This is a genomic window from Psychromonas aquimarina ATCC BAA-1526, from assembly GCF_000428725.1.
GTDB lineage: Bacteria > Pseudomonadota > Gammaproteobacteria > Enterobacterales > Psychromonadaceae > Psychromonas > Psychromonas aquimarina.
This window is the reverse complement of the sequence record NZ_AUAM01000056.1, coordinates 1-17,727: the sequence shown is the minus strand read 5'-3', so window position 1 is coordinate 17,727 and position 17,727 is coordinate 1. Positions and strand designations below refer to the sequence as shown.

Annotated in this window: 19 protein-coding genes; 13 read left to right on the top strand and 6 right to left on the bottom strand. The window is 44.5% G+C overall.

The features are described 5' to 3' along the window. On the top strand, nucleotides 1-303 hold a 303-nt coding region (locus G337_RS28680), incomplete at its 5' end, for an IS1595 family transposase (protein ID WP_028864956.1). Between the two features lie 83 nt (nucleotides 304-386). Here G337_RS28680 and glmS read toward each other — a convergent pair. After that, on the bottom strand, nucleotides 387-2,219 hold the full coding sequence (gene glmS / locus G337_RS0116910; RefSeq protein ID WP_028864955.1) for a glutamine--fructose-6-phosphate transaminase (isomerizing): 1,833 nt from the start codon (nucleotides 2,217-2,219) through the stop codon (nucleotides 387-389). Between the two features lie 369 nt (nucleotides 2,220-2,588). Here glmS and G337_RS0116905 point away from each other — a divergent pair, with 369 nt between their 5' ends. Then, nucleotides 2,589-2,843, top strand: a complete 255-nt coding sequence (locus G337_RS0116905) for a hypothetical protein (RefSeq protein ID WP_028864954.1) — start codon at nucleotides 2,589-2,591, stop codon at nucleotides 2,841-2,843. Continuing rightward, nucleotides 2,840-4,201, top strand: a complete 1,362-nt coding sequence (gene rmuC, locus G337_RS0116900; RefSeq protein WP_051303324.1) for a DNA recombination protein RmuC — start codon at nucleotides 2,840-2,842, stop codon at nucleotides 4,199-4,201. Before G337_RS0116905 ends, rmuC begins: the two co-directional genes overlap by 4 nt. Here rmuC and G337_RS0116895 read toward each other — a convergent pair. From G337_RS0116895 to def, 5 genes are all read right to left on the bottom strand, one after another. Continuing rightward, entirely contained in the window at nucleotides 4,176-5,624 is a 1,449-nt protein-coding gene (locus tag G337_RS0116895; protein ID WP_028864952.1) for a TrkH family potassium uptake protein, read from the bottom strand. The two genes, rmuC and G337_RS0116895, sit on opposite strands and share 26 nt — an antisense overlap. Before the next feature lie 12 nt (nucleotides 5,625-5,636). Next, nucleotides 5,637-7,013, bottom strand: a complete 1,377-nt coding sequence (trkA, locus tag G337_RS0116890) for a Trk system potassium transporter TrkA (protein WP_028864951.1) — start codon at nucleotides 7,011-7,013, stop codon at nucleotides 5,637-5,639. Nucleotides 7,014-7,212: 199 nt separating this feature from the next. Next, complete coding sequence (gene rsmB, locus G337_RS0116885; protein WP_028864950.1) at nucleotides 7,213-8,511, bottom strand: 16S rRNA (cytosine(967)-C(5))-methyltransferase RsmB; 1,299 nt, start codon at nucleotides 8,509-8,511, stop codon at nucleotides 7,213-7,215. Nucleotides 8,512-8,515: 4 nt separating this feature from the next. Next, nucleotides 8,516-9,469 carry a methionyl-tRNA formyltransferase gene (gene fmt, locus G337_RS0116880; protein WP_028864949.1) on the bottom strand — a complete coding sequence of 318 codons (954 nt, stop codon included), beginning with the start codon at nucleotides 9,467-9,469 and terminating at the stop codon, nucleotides 8,516-8,518. 23 nt (nucleotides 9,470-9,492) lie between these two features. Then, nucleotides 9,493-10,005 carry a peptide deformylase gene (gene def, locus G337_RS0116875; RefSeq protein ID WP_028864948.1) on the bottom strand — a complete coding sequence of 171 codons (513 nt, stop codon included), beginning with the start codon at nucleotides 10,003-10,005 and terminating at the stop codon, nucleotides 9,493-9,495. A gap of 97 nt (nucleotides 10,006-10,102) precedes the next feature. Between def and G337_RS0116870 the strand changes: the two genes are divergently transcribed. The 10 genes from G337_RS0116870 (at nucleotide 10,103) to ccoG (ending at nucleotide 17,632) form a co-directional block, all read left to right on the top strand. Continuing rightward, a complete protein-coding gene (locus G337_RS0116870) occupies nucleotides 10,103-11,185 on the top strand; it encodes a LysM peptidoglycan-binding domain-containing protein (protein WP_028864947.1) in 1,083 nt (360 codons plus the stop codon). A gap of 39 nt (nucleotides 11,186-11,224) precedes the next feature. Then, on the top strand, nucleotides 11,225-12,379 hold the full coding sequence (dprA, locus tag G337_RS0116865) for a DNA-processing protein DprA (protein WP_483826409.1): 1,155 nt from the start codon (nucleotides 11,225-11,227) through the stop codon (nucleotides 12,377-12,379). Between the two features lie 55 nt (nucleotides 12,380-12,434). Then, entirely contained in the window at nucleotides 12,435-12,908 is a 474-nt protein-coding gene (locus G337_RS0116860) for a Smg family protein (protein ID WP_028864945.1), read from the top strand. Nucleotide 12,909: 1 nt separating this feature from the next. Continuing rightward, nucleotides 12,910-13,476, top strand: coding sequence for a DNA topoisomerase family protein (locus tag G337_RS0116855; RefSeq protein WP_028864944.1), 567 nt, complete (start codon nucleotides 12,910-12,912; stop codon nucleotides 13,474-13,476). A gap of 59 nt (nucleotides 13,477-13,535) precedes the next feature. Next, the gene (gene purE / locus G337_RS0116850; protein WP_028864943.1) at nucleotides 13,536-14,045 is read left to right on the top strand and encodes a 5-(carboxyamino)imidazole ribonucleotide mutase; all 510 of its coding nucleotides are present in this window, start codon (nucleotides 13,536-13,538) and stop codon (nucleotides 14,043-14,045) included. 40 nt (nucleotides 14,046-14,085) lie between these two features. Then, a complete protein-coding gene (gene tsaC, locus G337_RS0116845; protein ID WP_028864942.1) occupies nucleotides 14,086-14,649 on the top strand; it encodes an L-threonylcarbamoyladenylate synthase type 1 TsaC in 564 nt (187 codons plus the stop codon). Between the two features lie 77 nt (nucleotides 14,650-14,726). Then, on the top strand, nucleotides 14,727-15,545 hold the full coding sequence (gene aroE, locus G337_RS0116840; protein ID WP_028864941.1) for a shikimate dehydrogenase: 819 nt from the start codon (nucleotides 14,727-14,729) through the stop codon (nucleotides 15,543-15,545). A gap of 5 nt (nucleotides 15,546-15,550) precedes the next feature. Continuing rightward, a complete protein-coding gene (locus tag G337_RS0116835; RefSeq protein WP_028864940.1) occupies nucleotides 15,551-15,811 on the top strand; it encodes a DUF1488 family protein in 261 nt (86 codons plus the stop codon). Between the two features lie 11 nt (nucleotides 15,812-15,822). Continuing rightward, entirely contained in the window at nucleotides 15,823-16,086 is a 264-nt protein-coding gene (locus G337_RS0116830) for a YihD family protein (RefSeq protein ID WP_028864939.1), read from the top strand. A gap of 142 nt (nucleotides 16,087-16,228) precedes the next feature. Further along, nucleotides 16,229-17,632, top strand: a complete 1,404-nt coding sequence (gene ccoG / locus G337_RS0116825) for a cytochrome c oxidase accessory protein CcoG (protein ID WP_037027787.1) — start codon at nucleotides 16,229-16,231, stop codon at nucleotides 17,630-17,632. Nucleotides 17,633-17,727: the final 95 nt, after the last annotated feature.

Below are 17,727 nucleotides of genomic sequence, written 5' to 3'. Positions count from 1 at the left end.
GCAATACTTTGTACAGATGGTGCAGCTGTTTATTCAGCATTTTGCAGAAAAGTCGGTATTGCACATGAAGTCATTAGTAGTAAAGGACCAAGGGCTCGAGGCGCTTTCCATATTCAAAATGTTAATGCATTTGATAGTCGCCTTAAAGAATGGATGAATCGGTTTCACGGTGTGGCAACAAAGTATTTGGGGAATTACTTGGGTTGGCGTCGAATGTTAGAACGTTATCGTACGGAAATAACACCTGAGATTTGTTTATTTGAGGCTGTTGGACGAGTGTCGCAACAGCTAACTAAGACATAGCCATAAAAAAGCCCCCTGCAGAACAGTATCTGCAGGGGGCTAAAGGGGAAATTGTTAACCCTTATAAAAGTTATAAATGAGTTTTATTCCACCGTAACACTTTTCGCCAGATTACGCGGCTGATCTACATCGGTACCTTTGATTAAAGCGACATGGTAACTCAGCAGCTGCAGCGGGATTGTGTAGATAATCGGTGCCAGAAGCGGATCACAAGTTGGTACTTCTAGTACTTTCATGGTGTTATCGCTGCTGAATTTGGCATTTTTATCGGCAAAGACATACATCAGACCGCCGCGGGCACGCACCTCTTCAACGTTAGATTTCAGCTTTTCAACCAGATCATTATCCGGAGCAACAACAATTACCGGCATATCCGCATCAACCAGTGCTAACGGACCATGCTTTAATTCACCAGCTGCGTAAGCTTCAGCATGGATGTAAGAGATCTCTTTCAGTTTAAGCGCTCCCTCCATCGCAATCGGGTACTGATCGCCACGTCCTAAAAACAGGCTGTGGTGTTTATCAGCAAAATCTTCAGCAAGATCTTGAATCGCACCATCCATAGCAAGGGTTTGTTCTATTTTAGCCGGCAGACTCTGCAGCGCGGCAACAATATCTGCTTCCTGCTGAGTGCTTAACGTATTATGACGGCCAATAGCCGCAACCAGCATCATTAAACCGGCAAGCTGCACAGTAAAGGCTTTGGTTGATGCGACACCGATCTCTGCACCGGCTTTCATCATATAAGCCATATCTGATTCGCGCACCAGTGAAGAGCCAGGTACGTTACAGATGGTAAGACTGGCCATATAACCCAGCTCTTTTGCAAGACGCAATGCAGCCAGAGTATCAGCCGTTTCACCAGACTGAGACATAGTCACCAGTAAGCTGTTAGGCATCACGACCGATTTGCGGTAACGGAATTCAGAAGCAATCTCGACATTACAAGAAACACCGGCTAGAGATTCGAACCAGTAACGGGCAGTCATCGCTGAGTGGTAGCTGGTACCGCAGGCAATAATCTGAATATGCTTAACATCTTTCAGCAGCTCTGATGCGCCTTCACCAAAAGCACTGTCCTGCACTTTACCGCTGCCGATACGTCCTTCAATGGTACGCTGCAGTGCTACAGGCTGTTCATAAATTTCTTTAAGCATGTAATGCTTATACTGACCTTTATCACCGGCATCATGGCTGACTTCTGATTCGTTAACTTCACGCTCTACACTATTACCCTCAAGGTCAAAAATATTAACTGTTTTGCGGGTAATTTCGGCAACATCGCCCTCTTCTAAGAAAGCAAAACGACGGGTGACCGGCAGCAGAGCCAGCTGATCCGAGGCTACAAAGTGCTCTCCAACCCCGTAACCGATTACCAGCGGACTGCCTGAACGGGCTACGATTAAACGCTCAGGATCACGTTTATCAATAACTACAGTACCGTATGCACCCTCAAGCTGCTTAGCTGTTTTTTGTACAGCTTTAAGCAGTGATGTTTCTGTCTGCAGGTGCAGATGCACTAAATGAGTGATAACTTCAGTATCTGTGTCCGAAGTAAACTGATACCCCTGAGACTGCAGCTGCGTGCGTAATTCCTCGTGGTTTTCAATAATACCGTTATGCACAACGGCAATCGTATCATTAGAAACATGGGGATGAGCATTAGCTTCATTCGGTTCCCCGTGTGTTGCCCAGCGCGTATGTGCTATACCGGTACCACCGAAAACAGGCTGCTCTGCAGCGGCATCAGACAGTGACTTTACTTTACCTACGCGGCGCAGACGCTGCAGCTCACCGGAACCAGAAATAACCGCCAGGCCTGCAGAGTCATAACCACGATACTCAAGGCGCTTTAGACCCTCGATTAAAATTTCAGATACATCTCTCTGCGCAACAGCACCAACGATTCCACACATGAATTTATACTCCAGTAATAAATAATTTACCGCACAAAATGACCATAGAGGTCGAAAAAAAACGCAAACAGGCATGCGCTTTTGTGCACTTACATGCATCTTAGTGCATGTTTATTTTTATTTCATCTTGTTTTTCATATTTGACATTTATTCGCAGAGGAAAATATCTTCAGCTGTAACGTCAGCAATAAATATAAAGTTATAACACTGTTTTCTCTTCATTCTGACTGTTCAAACGACTAATAGCCGCCTGCTTTGTATTTAGCTGATAAAGTCAGCCGTTGATAACAATTGTTATAATTATTTATTTCTTTATTTCATGTAACTGTTTACAGTTAAAGCTCTTCACTAGATTATTTAGGATATTCGATGCCGCTTGTTCATCTGAGTCATTTGCTGCTGCTGCTCTGGAAGTTATCCACCGTTTTTATGATCCCTATTATTATTGTTATTTATGTCGCAGTAATGAACTCTTATTCCGGTGATTTTACTTTTCAACAGTTAGATCAGGGGAAAAACCTGCATAAATGGAGTGTATTTGCGGTTTATTTAGCCTATCTGCTGGTTTGGAACCGATCCAATAAAATTGTTTGTAATTACCTCAATAAGTTAAAATATTCATGATCCAGCTGGCCCCGCAAGATATTTTATTAACAGCTGTAATACTAACCGCCACCCTGTGCATTTTATTAGCCTGGTTTTTACTGCGCTTTAAACAGCAGCGTGACGCTCTTTTTCTGGAGCAGAGATTAAATCAGCAGGAACTGCAGCAGCAGTTTGCGCTTAATCAGGAAAAACTAGATTTATTAGAAGAAAAGCAGCTGCTTATCGACAGCCTGCAGGCACAGGCAAATAAACTCACCGCGCGCATACGTGAATCAGAAGTCCGTCTGCAGGCCGGTGAACAGCGTCTGCGCGACCAGCAGTTGAGTGAAGCGAAGCTGAGCGATCAGTTTGAACTGCTTTCACAGCGCATATTCAACGACAAATCAGCACAGTTCAAACAGGTTAATCAGGACAGTATTAACCAGCTGTTAGCACCTCTTAAGGTGCAGCTGGACGGTTTTAAAAAACAGGTAACTGACTGTTATGTAAATGAAAGTAAAGAACGTTATAACTTACAGAGTGAAGTATCTAAACTCGCCAGACTCAGTGAGTTAATGCAGCGGGAAACCAGCAACCTCACCAATGCGTTAAAAGGAGATAACAAACAACAGGGTAACTGGGGTGAAGTTATTCTGCAGCGCATTCTAGAGTCCTCCGGACTGCGCGAAGGTCATGAATACCAGACTCAGGTCAGCTTCAAAAATGAACACGGTCAGCGCCTGCAGCCCGATGTTGTGGTGCATCTGCCGCAGAATAAAAATATTATTATCGACTCAAAAGTATCATTAACCGCCTACGAGCGCTTTTTTAATGCCGATGATCTGCAGGAGCAGAAAGAAGCCCTGCAGGCGCATGTTGTATCGGTTCGCCAGCATATTAAAGGATTAGGTAAGAAAGATTATCAGAAGTTAATCGGCACTAATTCTCTTGATTACGTATTATTGTTTGTTGCAGTTGAACCGGCTTTTATCAGCGCCATTGAACATGATCCTGAACTGGTAAAATTAGCACTGGATAACAACATCTTATTAGCCAGCCCGACCAATCTGATGATTGCACTGCGTACCATAGAAAATTTATGGCGCTTTGAACAGCAGGAGCAGAACGGCCGCCTGATTGCCGCTCAGGCGGGCAGATTATACGACAAACTGCGCCTGTTCAGCGAGAATATGCTTGATGTCGGAAGCCAGCTGAATAAAGCGCAGAACAGCTATGATCACGCCCTTAAGCAGTTAAGTCAGGGACGCGGCAATATTATTCAGCAGGCAGAGTCATTAAAAGCAATGGGGGTAACGGTTAATAAACCACTGCCCGAACCACTGCTTGAAGCAGCCCGCTTAGCAGCAGAAACTAGCGGCGCCAGAAATGACGCGTAAACATCACCACCACGGTAAGAATTTCTAATCTTCCCATCAGCATGCCTATGGACAAAATCCATTTAGAGATATCGGGTAAATGCGCGAAATTACCCGATGGACCAATCGACGGCGCAAGTCCCGGTCCGACATTAGAAACAGCGGTAATCGAAGCGGTCAGCGCAACCATATACGATGAACCGAACAAAGTTAACAGCAGGGTTGATACGGTAATGGTCGCCATATAAGCAAGAATAAAAGCTATCAGCGAACGCAGGATATCATCACTAACAGTGCGGTTATTGTACTTCTGCGGGAAAATACCATGCGGGTGCATCAGCAGCATTAACTGACGTTTCAGCAGAGTAATGGCAATCTGAAATCGGAATATTTTGATACCGCCGGCCGTTGAGCCCGAGCAGGCGCCGGCAAACAGCAGACCAAAAAACACCACAATACTGAAATCCCCCCAGGTCAGGAAATCATCCAGGCCGAACCCGGTGGTAGTGATAACCGAAATAACATTAAACAAACTTAGACGCACTGCATCCCAGATGGAAAACTGCCCGGTCAGCACCAGATATACTGTTAAGCTCAAGGCAAAAACCAGTACCAGTTTAAGAAAACCTAATACCTGCGCATCTTTTACTAAAGGAGCAAAGCTATGGCGGTTAAAAGCGCGGATAAACAGTAAAAACGGCAGCCCGCCGAGGAACATAAACACAATCGCATTCCAGTGTGCACCATGGCTGAAGTTACCCATAGAGCTGTCTGAAGTGGAATAACCGCCGGTTGATATGGTGGTCATGGCATGATTCAGCGCATCAAAATTATGCATGCCGGTTAAGCGGTAACCGACAAAACAGCAGGCGGTCAGGAACAGATAAACCAGCAGGATATCGATAGCAACACGGCGGGTTTTGGATTCGGCTTTATCTGACCAGTCGGAAGATTCGGTCTGGAAGAGGCGCATACCACCGACATTTAAAAACGGCAGAATTGCCACGCCCATTACGATAAACCCGACACCGCCTAACCACTGCAGGATAGAGCGCCACAACAAAATGCTCTGGTGCATAGTATCTAAACCATGCAGCACGGTACTGCCGGTAGTAGTAATACCCGACATGGTTTCAAAAAAGGCATCGCTGTAACTGATATGCTCGATCAGAACAAAAGGCAAAGCCGCAAACAGGCTGGCTAAAACCCATACCCCGGTGGTCAGGAGAAACATCTCACGCACACCTAAGCGGGAGCGGTCTTTTTCATCTCCTAAATAAATAAAAAGAAAGGAGGCAAAGTGAGTAATTATTATTGCAGATAAAAATTCCACACCACCAAGGCTGTTATTATAAAAAGCCAGAAGCATCGGGAAGTACATAAATACTGCCATTTTTGACAGTACTAGACCGGTAATAAAAAATAGAGGACGATAAACCAAAATACTCTGCCTTATTTACAGAAAGAACGGACTAGGCTGGAATAATTTTTCGATATCACTAATGTATTTTTTATTAACCAGGAACAAAATCACATGATCATCGCTTTCCACTATCATGTTGTCGTGGGCAATCAGCACTTCACCGTCCCGCACAATAGCACCGATACTTGTACCACGCGGCAGTTTAAGCTGACATAACTCCCGTCCAACGACTTTCGAGGTAATATTGTCACCACGGGCAACAATTTCAATAGCTTCAGCAACCCCTTCCCGCAATGAGTAGACGTGTTTCAGATCCGCTTTACGTACATGGGTTAACAGTGCCGAAATGGTAGCCTGCTGCGGTGAGATGGCAATATCTAAAATATTTCCCTGTACTAAATCAACATAAGCATTGCGCTGAATTAAAACCATAGCTTTGCGGGCGCCCATGCGTTTTGCCAGCATCGCCGACATAATATTGGCTTCATCATCGTTAGTCACAGTAATAAACAGATCAATCTGCTCAATATGCTCTTCGGCAAGCAGCTCCTGATCCGATGAATCACCACAAAAAACAATGGTATTTGACAGATTTTCCGACAGGTACTCGGCACGTTTTAAATTCTTTTCAATCAGCTTAACGGAGTTTTCTTTCTCAAGACGCTTAGCCAGGCTTTCACCAATATAACCGCCGCCGACAATCATAATACGTTTATAGGGATGCTCAAGTTTCTGCATCTCACTCATAACCGCACGAATATGCTGACTGGCAGTAATAAAGAACACTTCATCATCAGCCTCGATAATGGTGGTGCCCTGCGGACGAATCGCTTTACCGCGTCGGAAAATAGCGGCTACCCGTGCTTCAGTATTAGGCATATGCTCTTTCAGGGTAGAAATCGCATTCCCCACCAGCGAGCCGCCGTAGTAGGCTTTAATGGCCACCAGGCCCACTTTACCGCAGGCAAAGTTAGCCACCTGCAGTGCACCCGGGTGTTCAATTAACTGAAAAATATAGTCACTGACCAGTTTTTCAGGAGCAATAATATGATCAATCGGAAAGGCATCACTGTTAAACAGCTCTTTTTCATGCATAACCACACTTTGCGAACGGATACGGGCAATTTTTTTCGGCACGTTAAACAGGGTAAATGCAATCTGACAGGCAACCATATTCACTTCATCGGAATTGGTTACTGCAATTAACATGTCGGCATCTTCAGCGCCGGCCTCACCTAAGGTTTTCGGGCTGGAAGCATTACCCTGCACAACACGTAAATCAAAACGATCCTGTAAATCCTGCAGACGTTCAGAGGAGGAATCAATCACCGTGATATCGTTATTTTCACCAACGAGATGTTCTGCCAGTGACGCGCCGACCTGACCCGCGCCTAGAATAATAATTTTCATAGAATAAACTATCCATCTTTGATTTAACGGTTAACTGAGCCGTTTTTAACACTTATTCAGCGGCACGGATACAGACCCCTGCCGCATTCAAGCCGCCGCTATTGTACAGGCGGCCTGATAAACTTTTTGACCTGTTTCGGGTACAGGGGAATAAACAGCCTTTATACCACTCGCGGATACAGGTCTCTGCTAAACTGGTTTATAACGCTTTATATAGTTTTGCATAATAAAAACCATCCATACCGTCTTCATTCGGTAATAACTGACGGCCCTTTTCTTTATTATCATACTGCTGTGAAAGCGGGATTAATGATGCATCACTGGTGTTTTGTAAAAACTCTTTAATCTGCAGATCATTTTCATCGGGCAGAATTGAACAGGTAGCATAAAGCAGTACACCGCCGGGTTTGAGCTTATCCCATAGTGCATTTAATATGCTTTTCTGCAGTGTAACTAACTCCGCAATATCACTATCACGACGCAGCCAGCGAATATCCGGATGGCGGCGGATCACTCCCGTCGCACTACAGGGTGCATCGCAGAGAATACGGTCAAACAGCTCGCCCTTCCACCAGCTGTCCGGCTTGGAAGCATCACCGTGAATAACAGTGGCCTTTAGTTTTAAACGATCTAAGTTTTCCTGTACGCGCAGTAAACGTTTATCATCAGCATCAACCGCAACCATCTGTTTAATCTGCGGCTGCAGTTCCAGGGTATGTACCGTTTTACCGCCGGGGGCGGAACAGGCATCTAAAACCAGATCGCCGGGCTGCGCATCCAGATAATGAGCGGCTAACTGAGCGGCCCCGTCCTGCACTGATACCCAGCCGTCTTCAAATCCCGGCAGTTTATAAACATCACAGGCCTTTTCTAAACGCAGAGCATTATCATTGCCCTGCAGTGCAGAGCTCGGCAGCCCGGCTTCATTTAATAAAGCCTGATAGTCATCACGAGCATGGTGCAGTGCATTTACACGCAGCCACATAGGCGCCTGCTGATTATTTTCATGCATAATCTCAGCAGCAGCCTCTTTACCATAAGCGGCCTGCAGACGTTTGACTAACCAGCCGGGATGACAGTAAAGCAGAGTATCTTGTTTATCGGCCTTTTCTATTAAGCTTTCCTGTTCACGTAAAAAACTGCGTAATACACCGTTTACCATACCTTTCAAAGCAGGTTTTTTAAGGGCTTTAGCACCATTCACCGTTTCACCAACCGCGGCATGACTTGGAATACGCGTATAAAGAAGCTGATAAAAACCCACTAAAATCAAAAAATGCATAGCGCGCTGCTTGCCTTTTAACGGTTTGCTCATCAACGAACGACAGAAAAAATCTAAACGCGGCAGGGTGCGTAAAACGCCGTAGCAAAGCACCTGCAGCAGTGCTTTATCTTTGGGGTTAAGATCCTGCTGGGCTGCCGGCAGTGCCTGCGATAGTGACTGTCCCTGCTCTACAACCTGGTTTAATACTTTGGCGGCGAGTGCTCTTACATTCATGAAATTAACCTTGTACAGACAAGTTAGTGTCGACTGCGAACAGTTCACGGCGGGAATTAAGAATATCCTGCACCGGCATCGCTTTTTTGCCGGAAAGCTGAATCACTTCGAGATTTAAAATGCCCGAACCAGTATTAACCTGAATACCGTTTTTATCGGCACTTAGAATTGTACCGGCGGCTTTATCTGAGCAGCCGTCAATCAGAGAGGCTTTATGTACCTTGACGGGTTTACCCTGCAGTTCAAAGTAACTCATCGGCCACGGATTAAAAGCACGGATGCAGCGTTCAATAAACTCGGCATCATCAGACCAGTTTATCAAAGCTTCAGCTTTACTTAATTTTTTAGCATAGTTAGCCAGACTTTCATCCTGCACTTCAGCGCTTAATTCACCTTTAACCAGCTGATTAACAGTATCAACTAAAACCTGCGGCGCCTGCTGAGCCAGTTTGTCATAAAGTGAAGCACTAGTTTCATCTACACAAATCGGACAGCTCACTTTAGAAAGCATATCTCCAGTATCTAAACCTTCATTCATCTGCATAATGGTCACACCGGTTTCACTGTCACCCGCCCATATTGAACGCTGAATAGGAGCAGCACCGCGCCAGCGTGGTAATAATGAACCGTGCACATTCAGGCAGCCTAAGCGCGGTGTTTCTAATACCGCTTTCGGCAGCAGCAGACCATAAGCAACAACAATCATGATGTCGGCATTTAAAACATCCAGCTGCTCTAGACTGCCCTCTTCTTTAAAGTTAACAGGCTGATAAACAGGTATGTTTTTCTCAACAGCCAGTTCTTTAACAGCACTTGCACTTAGTTTTTTACCTCGGCCTGCCGGACGGTCCGGCTGGGTATAAACAGCAATTACATTATGCTCTGATTCAAGCAGCGCGCTGAGATGTTTGGCGGCAAAATCAGGAGTGCCAGCAAAAATGATATTAAGTTTTTCCACAAATAGCCTTAGGTCTTTAAATGTTATGCAAATTTTTCATTATGGTGCTTTAATTTTTCAAGCTTGGTTTTGATGCGCTTTTGTTTAAACGGCGATAAATAGTCAATAAACAACTTACCCGCAAGATGATCCAGCTCATGCTGTATGCACACAGCTAATAAGCCGTCGGCGCTTAACTCCTGGGTTTTACCCTCAAGATCTAAGTATTGTACCGTCACAAATTCAGCGCGTTTGATATTTGCATTGGTCTCCGGCACAGAAAGACAGCCTTCTTCTGATTCTTCCTGCCCAGATTGTTCTATAATCTCAGGGTTGATAAGAACCATCGGCTGATCACGTTCCTGTGAAACATCGATTACAGCAATACGCTGGTGAATGTTTACCTGAGTCGCAGCCAGGCCGACACCGTTCTCTTCATACATGGTTTCAAGCATGTTTGTAGTGATATCAATGATTTCTGGTGTGACCTGAGCAACAGCTTTGGCAACCGTTCTTAGGCGCTGATCTGGAAATTGTAATACTTCGAGTAAAGCCATGATATTATATTGCTCTATAGTTAATGTTAAAGAACACTAATTCTAGTCATTTCCTTATACAAACAAAAGTTTTATTAATCACCAGACAAGGATTGTTATGAAATTAAAGCTAATTACCTCTTTCTTATTAGGTGCTGCGCTTTCAATCACAGCTTTTGCCGATGTGCTTACCCTGAAGAAAGATCACCCGGAAACCTATACGGTTGTTAAAGGCGATACCCTGTGGGATATTTCCGCACATTTTTTAAATACCCCGTGGTTATGGCCGCGTTTATGGCAGGCCAACAGCCAGATTGAAAATCCCCATCTTATTTATCCCGGTGACGTACTGACGTTAATCTGGGTAGATGGAGAGCCGCAGCTCACCCGTAAGCAGTTGAAGAAAATGTCACCGACACCGCGTTTAGAAGAGAAAGGGACTCCTATACCAACGATTCCGCTGGCTTCTATCTCGGCATTTTTATCTAAAGACCATGTTATTGATCCGGAGTTATTAAAAGACGCACCACGCTTATTAGGAGATGCAATCAGTACACCGCGTTTCTTTGAGGGTGATGTCTTCTATGGACAGGGAAAATTCAACAAGCGTAAAATATACGGCATATACCGCTTAAGTGATGATTACCTGGATCCGGTTACTGAGGAATTTTTAGGCTCAGAACTGACCTTTATCGGCCATTCTCAGGTTTCTAAAAACCCCAATGTAAGTGCAACAGATCAGGTAACCCCGCATGACTTCTTAAAAAGCTCCAGAGAAGCGCGTCAGGGTGATCTGATTCTGCCGATTCCTGAGCATGAAAGTCTGCCGGCCTATTTCCTTCCGCAGCCGGTTCCTGTAACAACTACAGGGCAGATTATAGCGGCACTTAATAATGCCGTTGCAATTGGTAAATGGGATATTGTTGTTATCAATAGAGGCAAACGTGAAAACATCAGAATAGGTTCAATGTTCTCTATTATGCAGTCCGGTCCGGAAATTTTTGCAGGTGAAGATAAAGTTGAATACCGGGAAGATGCAAACCGTTTTGATCAAATGGCGACGCCTGATTTAACTATTCCTGCCGAACGTGTTGGTGAACTGATGGTATTTAAAGTCTATGACAAAGTCAGTATCGCTATGGTTATGCGCAGCACTGATATTATGGGCGCCAAATACAAAATACAAGGCCTGGAATTTTAGTCCTTTAATCAATAAGCAGAGCGGCCTCCTACAGGCGCTCTGCTTATCTGTTTAAAGCATAAAGTTACAAGGAATAAAACTATTCAACTCGATCTGCTTAAACAGGAAACTAACAGTCAAAGCCGGATCCGCAACTGGATAATTTTAGATGCCGTTCCGGCACTGCGCAAACGCACCATCTTCAAACTGCTTAACCGCCATTCTCTGCAGCAGTTGTTTCAACTCAGCAAAACTCAGCTTCAAGCATACAAATTCAGCGAAGAACAAATCAATGCCCTGTTTAATCCCGATCCGCACTTAATTGAAAACAGTCTCAACTGGTTAAACAGCGCTTCAGATAAACATATTATCTGTTATGACGATGCTCGTTATCCCAGACAGCTCAAAGAGATCAGTAGCCCGCCGCTGCTGCTTTATATGCACGGAGATCTGTCTTTATTAGGCAGTCCGCAGATTGCTATGGTAGGCAGCCGCAGCTGCACCCCGTACGGCAGGGAGAAAGCTTATCAGTTTGCGGGTCAGCTCAGTGAAGCCGGTTTTACTATTACCAGCGGTTTAGCTGTGGGAATCGACGGCTTAGCCCACCAGGGAGCGCTCGATAAACAGGGCAGAACCATTGCGGTACTGGGTACTGGATTAAATAATATCTACCCGAAACGACATGCCCGGCTTGCTCAGCAGATAATAGAGCAGGGGTTATTAATATCAGAATTCCGGCCCGATACTGCAGCTTATCCGGCTAATTTTCCAAGGCGTAACCGTATTATTTCAGGACTAAGCCTGGGCGTTGTGGTTATTGAAGCATCAAAGCGCAGCGGCTCACTTATTACCGCCCGTTATGCGCTTGAGCAGAACCGCGAAGTATTTGCCCTGCCCGGTTCCATCGATAACAGTGAAGCCTGCGGCTGCCATCAGCTGATCCAGCAGGGCGCTAAACTGGTTGTTAACAGTCAGGATATTTGTGAAGAATTTCTGCATCTGCCATTAAATAACACCACGACAGCTCAGGTAGAAAACAAGAATGAAGAGGCGCATCCCCTGTTAAAATATATCGATTTTCATCTCACTACACTTGAACAATTACTCAATCGCAGTGCCTTAGATATAGTTAGCTTACAAAATCAGTTAATAGAATTGGAGATAACTGGTAGAATCAGGGTTACAGCAGAAGGGTATATAAAATTAAAGAGCTGAAAAGCTTTTAATCCGCACTGCATCTTCTTTGAAAAATTAAGTCAAAAGGCTAAAAATGTTTGAAGTAATAATGTATCTCTTTGAAAGTTATATGCAGGTAGATCAAACCATCGAAATTGATGCGCAGGAGATCACCGATGAACTGCTGGAAGAAGGTTTTCAAAAAACTGATATTTCTAATGCCCTGGCCTGGCTTGATAACTTATCGAACCTGCATGAGCAGAACCCGCAAAGCAGAACACAAGCAGCAAAACAAACATCACACCGTGTTTACAGCGCTATTGAGCAGCACCGCTTAAGCACTGAATGTCAGGGTTATATTTCCTATTTAGAGCAGGCGCGTATACTGAATACGCACACTCGTGAAATCGTAGTTGACTGCGCTATGTCGTTAGATATTGAAGAATTACACCTGCATGACCTAAAATGGTTAATCCTGATGGTGCTGTTTAACGATCCGACCAGCAGCGACGCATTTTTACAGCTTGAATCCATGCTTCTGGATTTTGAAGACGGGTTAATTCACTAAAATGAGCAAAGCACCGCAGGCTTTACAAACTCACCATGAAAAATGCAGTGAAAGCTGCCCGCAGTGCGGCTCGCCCCTGCATATACGTAATGGTAAACAGGGGCCGTTTCTCGGCTGCTCCAATTACCCTGAATGTGAATATCTGCGTCCGCTCCATGAAAAAAGTGAAATAAAAAAAGTCCTGAGCGGCACCAGCTGCCCGCTCTGCTCTCAAGAGTTAGTTTTGAAACAGGGACGCTATGGATTATTTATCGGCTGCAGTGCTTATCCGGACTGTTTACATACGGCGCAGCTGAGTGAAACAAAAGAACAGGAAGCTGAAAAAGAGGATGAAATCTGCTGCCCTGCATGTAAAAAAGGTCATTTAATAAAACGTCACTCCCGTTACGGCAAAACCTTTTACGCCTGTGATAATTATCCAGGCTGTAAATATGTGCTTAATGACAAGCCGGTCAATGAATTCTGTCCGGACTGTCACTGGCCGATTCTTGTTGAACGGAGAACAGCCAGTGCATTTCGCATAATATGTCCAAAAAAAGGGTGTGGTTACCGCAGTAAGCCTATATAATCATCGACTCTTTTACCTATCTGCTATTTTTAGCCGATTAATTCTGTGAGGAAACCACTATGACCAAACCATTTGTTGCCATTCTAATGGGATCAGATTCAGACCTGCCGGTAATGCAGAGCACTATTGATGTATTAAAATCATTTGATATCACTTTTGAAGTTAAAGTGACATCTGCGCATCGTACTCCAGCGGCAACTCATTCTTACGTCACTGACGCAGAACAGCGCGGCTGTAAAGTGTTTATCTGTGCGGCAGGTCTTGCAGCTCATTTAGCCGGTGCCGTTGCGGGCATTACGACGCGCCCTATTATCGGTGTTCCCGTTGACTGCGGTCCTTTACAAGGTAAAGACGCCCTGCTTTCTACGGTAATGATGCCGGCAGGCGTACCTGTAGCAACGGTTGCAATCGGCACTGCAGGAGCAAAAAATGCAGCTTACCTGGCGGCACAGATTCTTGCTACAGCAGACGATGCTTTAGCACAGCGTGTTAAAGAAGATCGTGCCGAAAATGCCAAGGCTGTATTAGCTAAAGATGCAGCATTACAAGCCAAATTAGCTGCGATTTAATCGAAAAAGAATAGTATGAACTCTACAGTGACCTGCAATAATGAGTGATTACGATTTAACAGACGCCCTGCATGTTTTAAAAACTCAGGGCGTAATTGCCTATCCGACCGAATCTGTTTTTGGATTAGGCTGCGATCCCGACAGCGACAGCGCGATTCAAAAAATCCTGGACTTAAAAAAACGCCCCGCTTTTAAAGGACTGATCCTGATTGCCGCGGATATCGAGCAGTTAACAAGCTATGCAGACTTCTCTTTATTAACTACAGAACAGCTGGCGGCCGTCAATAAAACCTGGCCGGGTCCTTTTACCTGGATTGTTCCCGCTAAAGCAGCATTATCCAGACTGATCAGCGGCGACTTTAACAGCATAGCCGTCAGAGTAAGCGCTCACCCAGTGGTACAGCAGCTGTGCACTCAGTTCGGTAAACCGATAATCTCCACCAGTGCAAACCTCTCCGGATTAGAAGCCTGCACAGACAGCAGGCAGGTCGAAGCAATGTTTTTAAACCACCCGCTGCTTGACTATATTATTGAACAGCCCGTTTCCGGGTTAAAAAATCCTTCGCAGATCCGCGATGCTTTAAGCGGTAAACGGTTACGCTAAACTGCATGTGTATTTCCACTCCTTCGATTAAAGTGATAAATTAACTGTTATGAAATTATTCATCATCTGGGAGTTTTATGGATCACTACGCTGTTTTTGGTAACCCGATTAAACAAAGCAAATCGCCGTTTATTCATACACTGTTTGCCAGCCAGACGGCACAGCAGATGGTTTATAGTGCAGTAGAGGCTCCTACTGACGGTTTTGAAAAGACCTTGACCGACTTTTTTGCCGAGCAGGGTAAAGGCTGCAATATTACCGTCCCCTTTAAAGAGCAGGCCTTTTTATATGCCCAGCAGCTTACTGAACGTGCACAGTTAGCCGGTGCGGTAAACACCTTAAAATTAACCGATGACGGTTTAATTATCGGCGATAATACCGACGGTGCAGGGCTGCTCTTAGATCTTAAAAACAACCATATCAATATTAAAAATGCGCGTATTTTATTACTTGGAGCGGGCGGTGCGGCCCGTGGTGTATGCGGTCCTTTACTTGCAGAATCTCCGCGGGAGTTAGTAATAGCTAACCGGACATTTTCAAAAGCACAGACGCTGGCAGATAAATTTACTCAGTTCGGCAGTGTTAATGCCTGTGAATTTGAGCATTTATCCGGTAATTTTGATCTGATAATCAACTCAACATCCGCAAGTTTAAGCGGCAGCCTGCCTCCGCTCAGCGCCAGCTTAATTCGTCCTGAAACAGCTGTTTACGACATGATGTACAGTGCTCAGGCAACCGTATTTAATGCCTGGGCAAAAGAACAAGGTGCACGACTGGTATTAGACGGCTTAGGTATGCTGGTCGGACAAGCGGCTGAAAGTTTTGCGATCTGGCGTGGTGTAAAACCCGGTGCCAAGCAGGTATTAAGCGAATTACGTCATAACTTAGCGGGGTAGTTTTTATGAATCAGTCAATTTTATTTCCGGAACTGCAGAGCTATTGTGAATTAACTGAGCATATTGAGTTTCCGGCACAGACCAACGGTCAGTTAATTTACTGCGTTCTCGGCCGGGATAAGCTCCATCAGATCAGTCAGGAGCAGAGTGAAAACGAAGCACAGCTGCTGGCCCTGTTTGAACAGTACCGCTTTGATATTGAAGAATTAGCAGAACAATTAATTGAAAACGAACAATTTGCCGAAGACGGTAAAATATATATCTAGAGGAAAATATTATGCAGTGTCACCGTGTTAACGAAGTACTTGAACTATTAAAACCTTACTGGTTAAAAAATAAAGAATTAAGCCTGATGGAAGTATTAGCATTACTTTCTAAAGAGTCTGGTTTTGACAAGCCGCTTGATGAGTTAAGCGATGAAGTTATTATTTACCACCTGAAAATGGATCAGACAGAAGAAGGTGAAATGATCCCCGGCATAGCCAAAGACTGCGAAGATGATTTTCAAAACGCTTTATTAAAAGCGCGCGGCTTAATTTAAAAAATCAAACAGAGCAGATATGCAGTAACAACTGAAGAATATTTTACAGCCTTTACTGCATTTCAGATCATTCGTTTACCTTTCTTTAACAAATTTACTTTATACTCCAGCCACGAAAATTTCTTACTCCAGGTAATTAGTGATGACTCAGCGCATTAAAATTAAAGAGATAAAAACTACGCACAAAGACAGTGCAGATCGTTTTAACCCGAGCAACCGGATTTATGTACGTGCTGCTTACGGCTTTTTCCAAAAGTTACGCCGTTATACAGGCTGGGGTCTTATTTTATTATTTTTAGCATTACCTATGATCCGCTGGAATGGTCATCAGGCGATATTACTGGATTTTGACAAGCAGCAGTTTCATATTTTTAATATGACCCTGTTTCCGCAGGATTTAACCCTGCTAGCCTGGTTATTTATTATCGCCGCCTTTGCATTATTCTTTTTTACCACCTATCTGGGGCGAATATGGTGCGGCTATACCTGTCCGCAAACCGTCTGGACCTTCATTTTTATCTGGTTTGAAGAACGCTTTGAAGGGTCTGCGAATAAACGTAAACGCCTGGATCAGATGCCCTGGGACTTTAATAAAATCTGGCGGAAAACAGCCAAACATAGCGGCTGGTTAGTGGTTTCCTTGTTTACCGGTTTAGCTTTCTGCTCTTATTTTGTACCTGTTGAAAAACTCTACGGCGATTTTTTTACTCTGCAGAGCAGCTCACTGGTACTGCTTAGTATCTTCATTTTCACCATCTCAACCTATGCCAATGCAGGCTGGATGCGCTCCATTTTCTGTATCCATATGTGCCCCTACTCGCGCTTCCAGTCAGCAATGTTTGATAAAAACACCTACATTGTCGGTTATGATACAAAGCGCGGAGAAAGCCGCGGACCGAGACGCCGTAATGCTGACCCCAAGGAACTTGGGCTGGGCGACTGTGTTGACTGTGACTTATGTGTGCAGGTATGCCCTTCCGGTATCGATATTCGAGAAGGCCTGCAGTATGAGTGTATTAACTGCGGCGCCTGTGTTGATGCATGTGATGCAACCATGGATAAGATGGGTTATCCGCGCGGGCTGATTTCATATACCTCAGAGCAGAAACTTGAGGGTAAAGAAACCCATGTATTACGCCCTAAGATCATTGGTTACGGTTTGATGCTGGGGATCATGATAGTTATGTTCACCGTTAATATCTTCAATCTAAGCAGCGCAGAAATGGAAGTTCTTCGAGATAGAACGGCTTTATACCGTGAAAACAGTGAAGGTCTGATCGAAAATACCTATACACTGAAAATTCTTAATAAAACCCTTACTGCGCAGACCTATGATTTATCTATCTCCGGTCTGCAGGATGCGCAGCTGATCGGCCCTAAGCAGATAGTTATTAACTCGGGCGAAATATTAACCCAGCCGATTGCGGTCGCCGTTGACGCCTATGGAATCAAAGCGAAAAAGGTCATGATCACTATCACTCTGACCAGCAGCAGCGGTGATGTTGAAAAGATTGAGCAGCAGAGCCCGTTCTTTATCGGTTTATAATTATACCAATTCCATTAATTAAATGATCTATTTAGGCGTAGGAAAAATGGATGAAAGCAAGGCGTTGATTGCAGTAACTAGTTATTCTAATTACA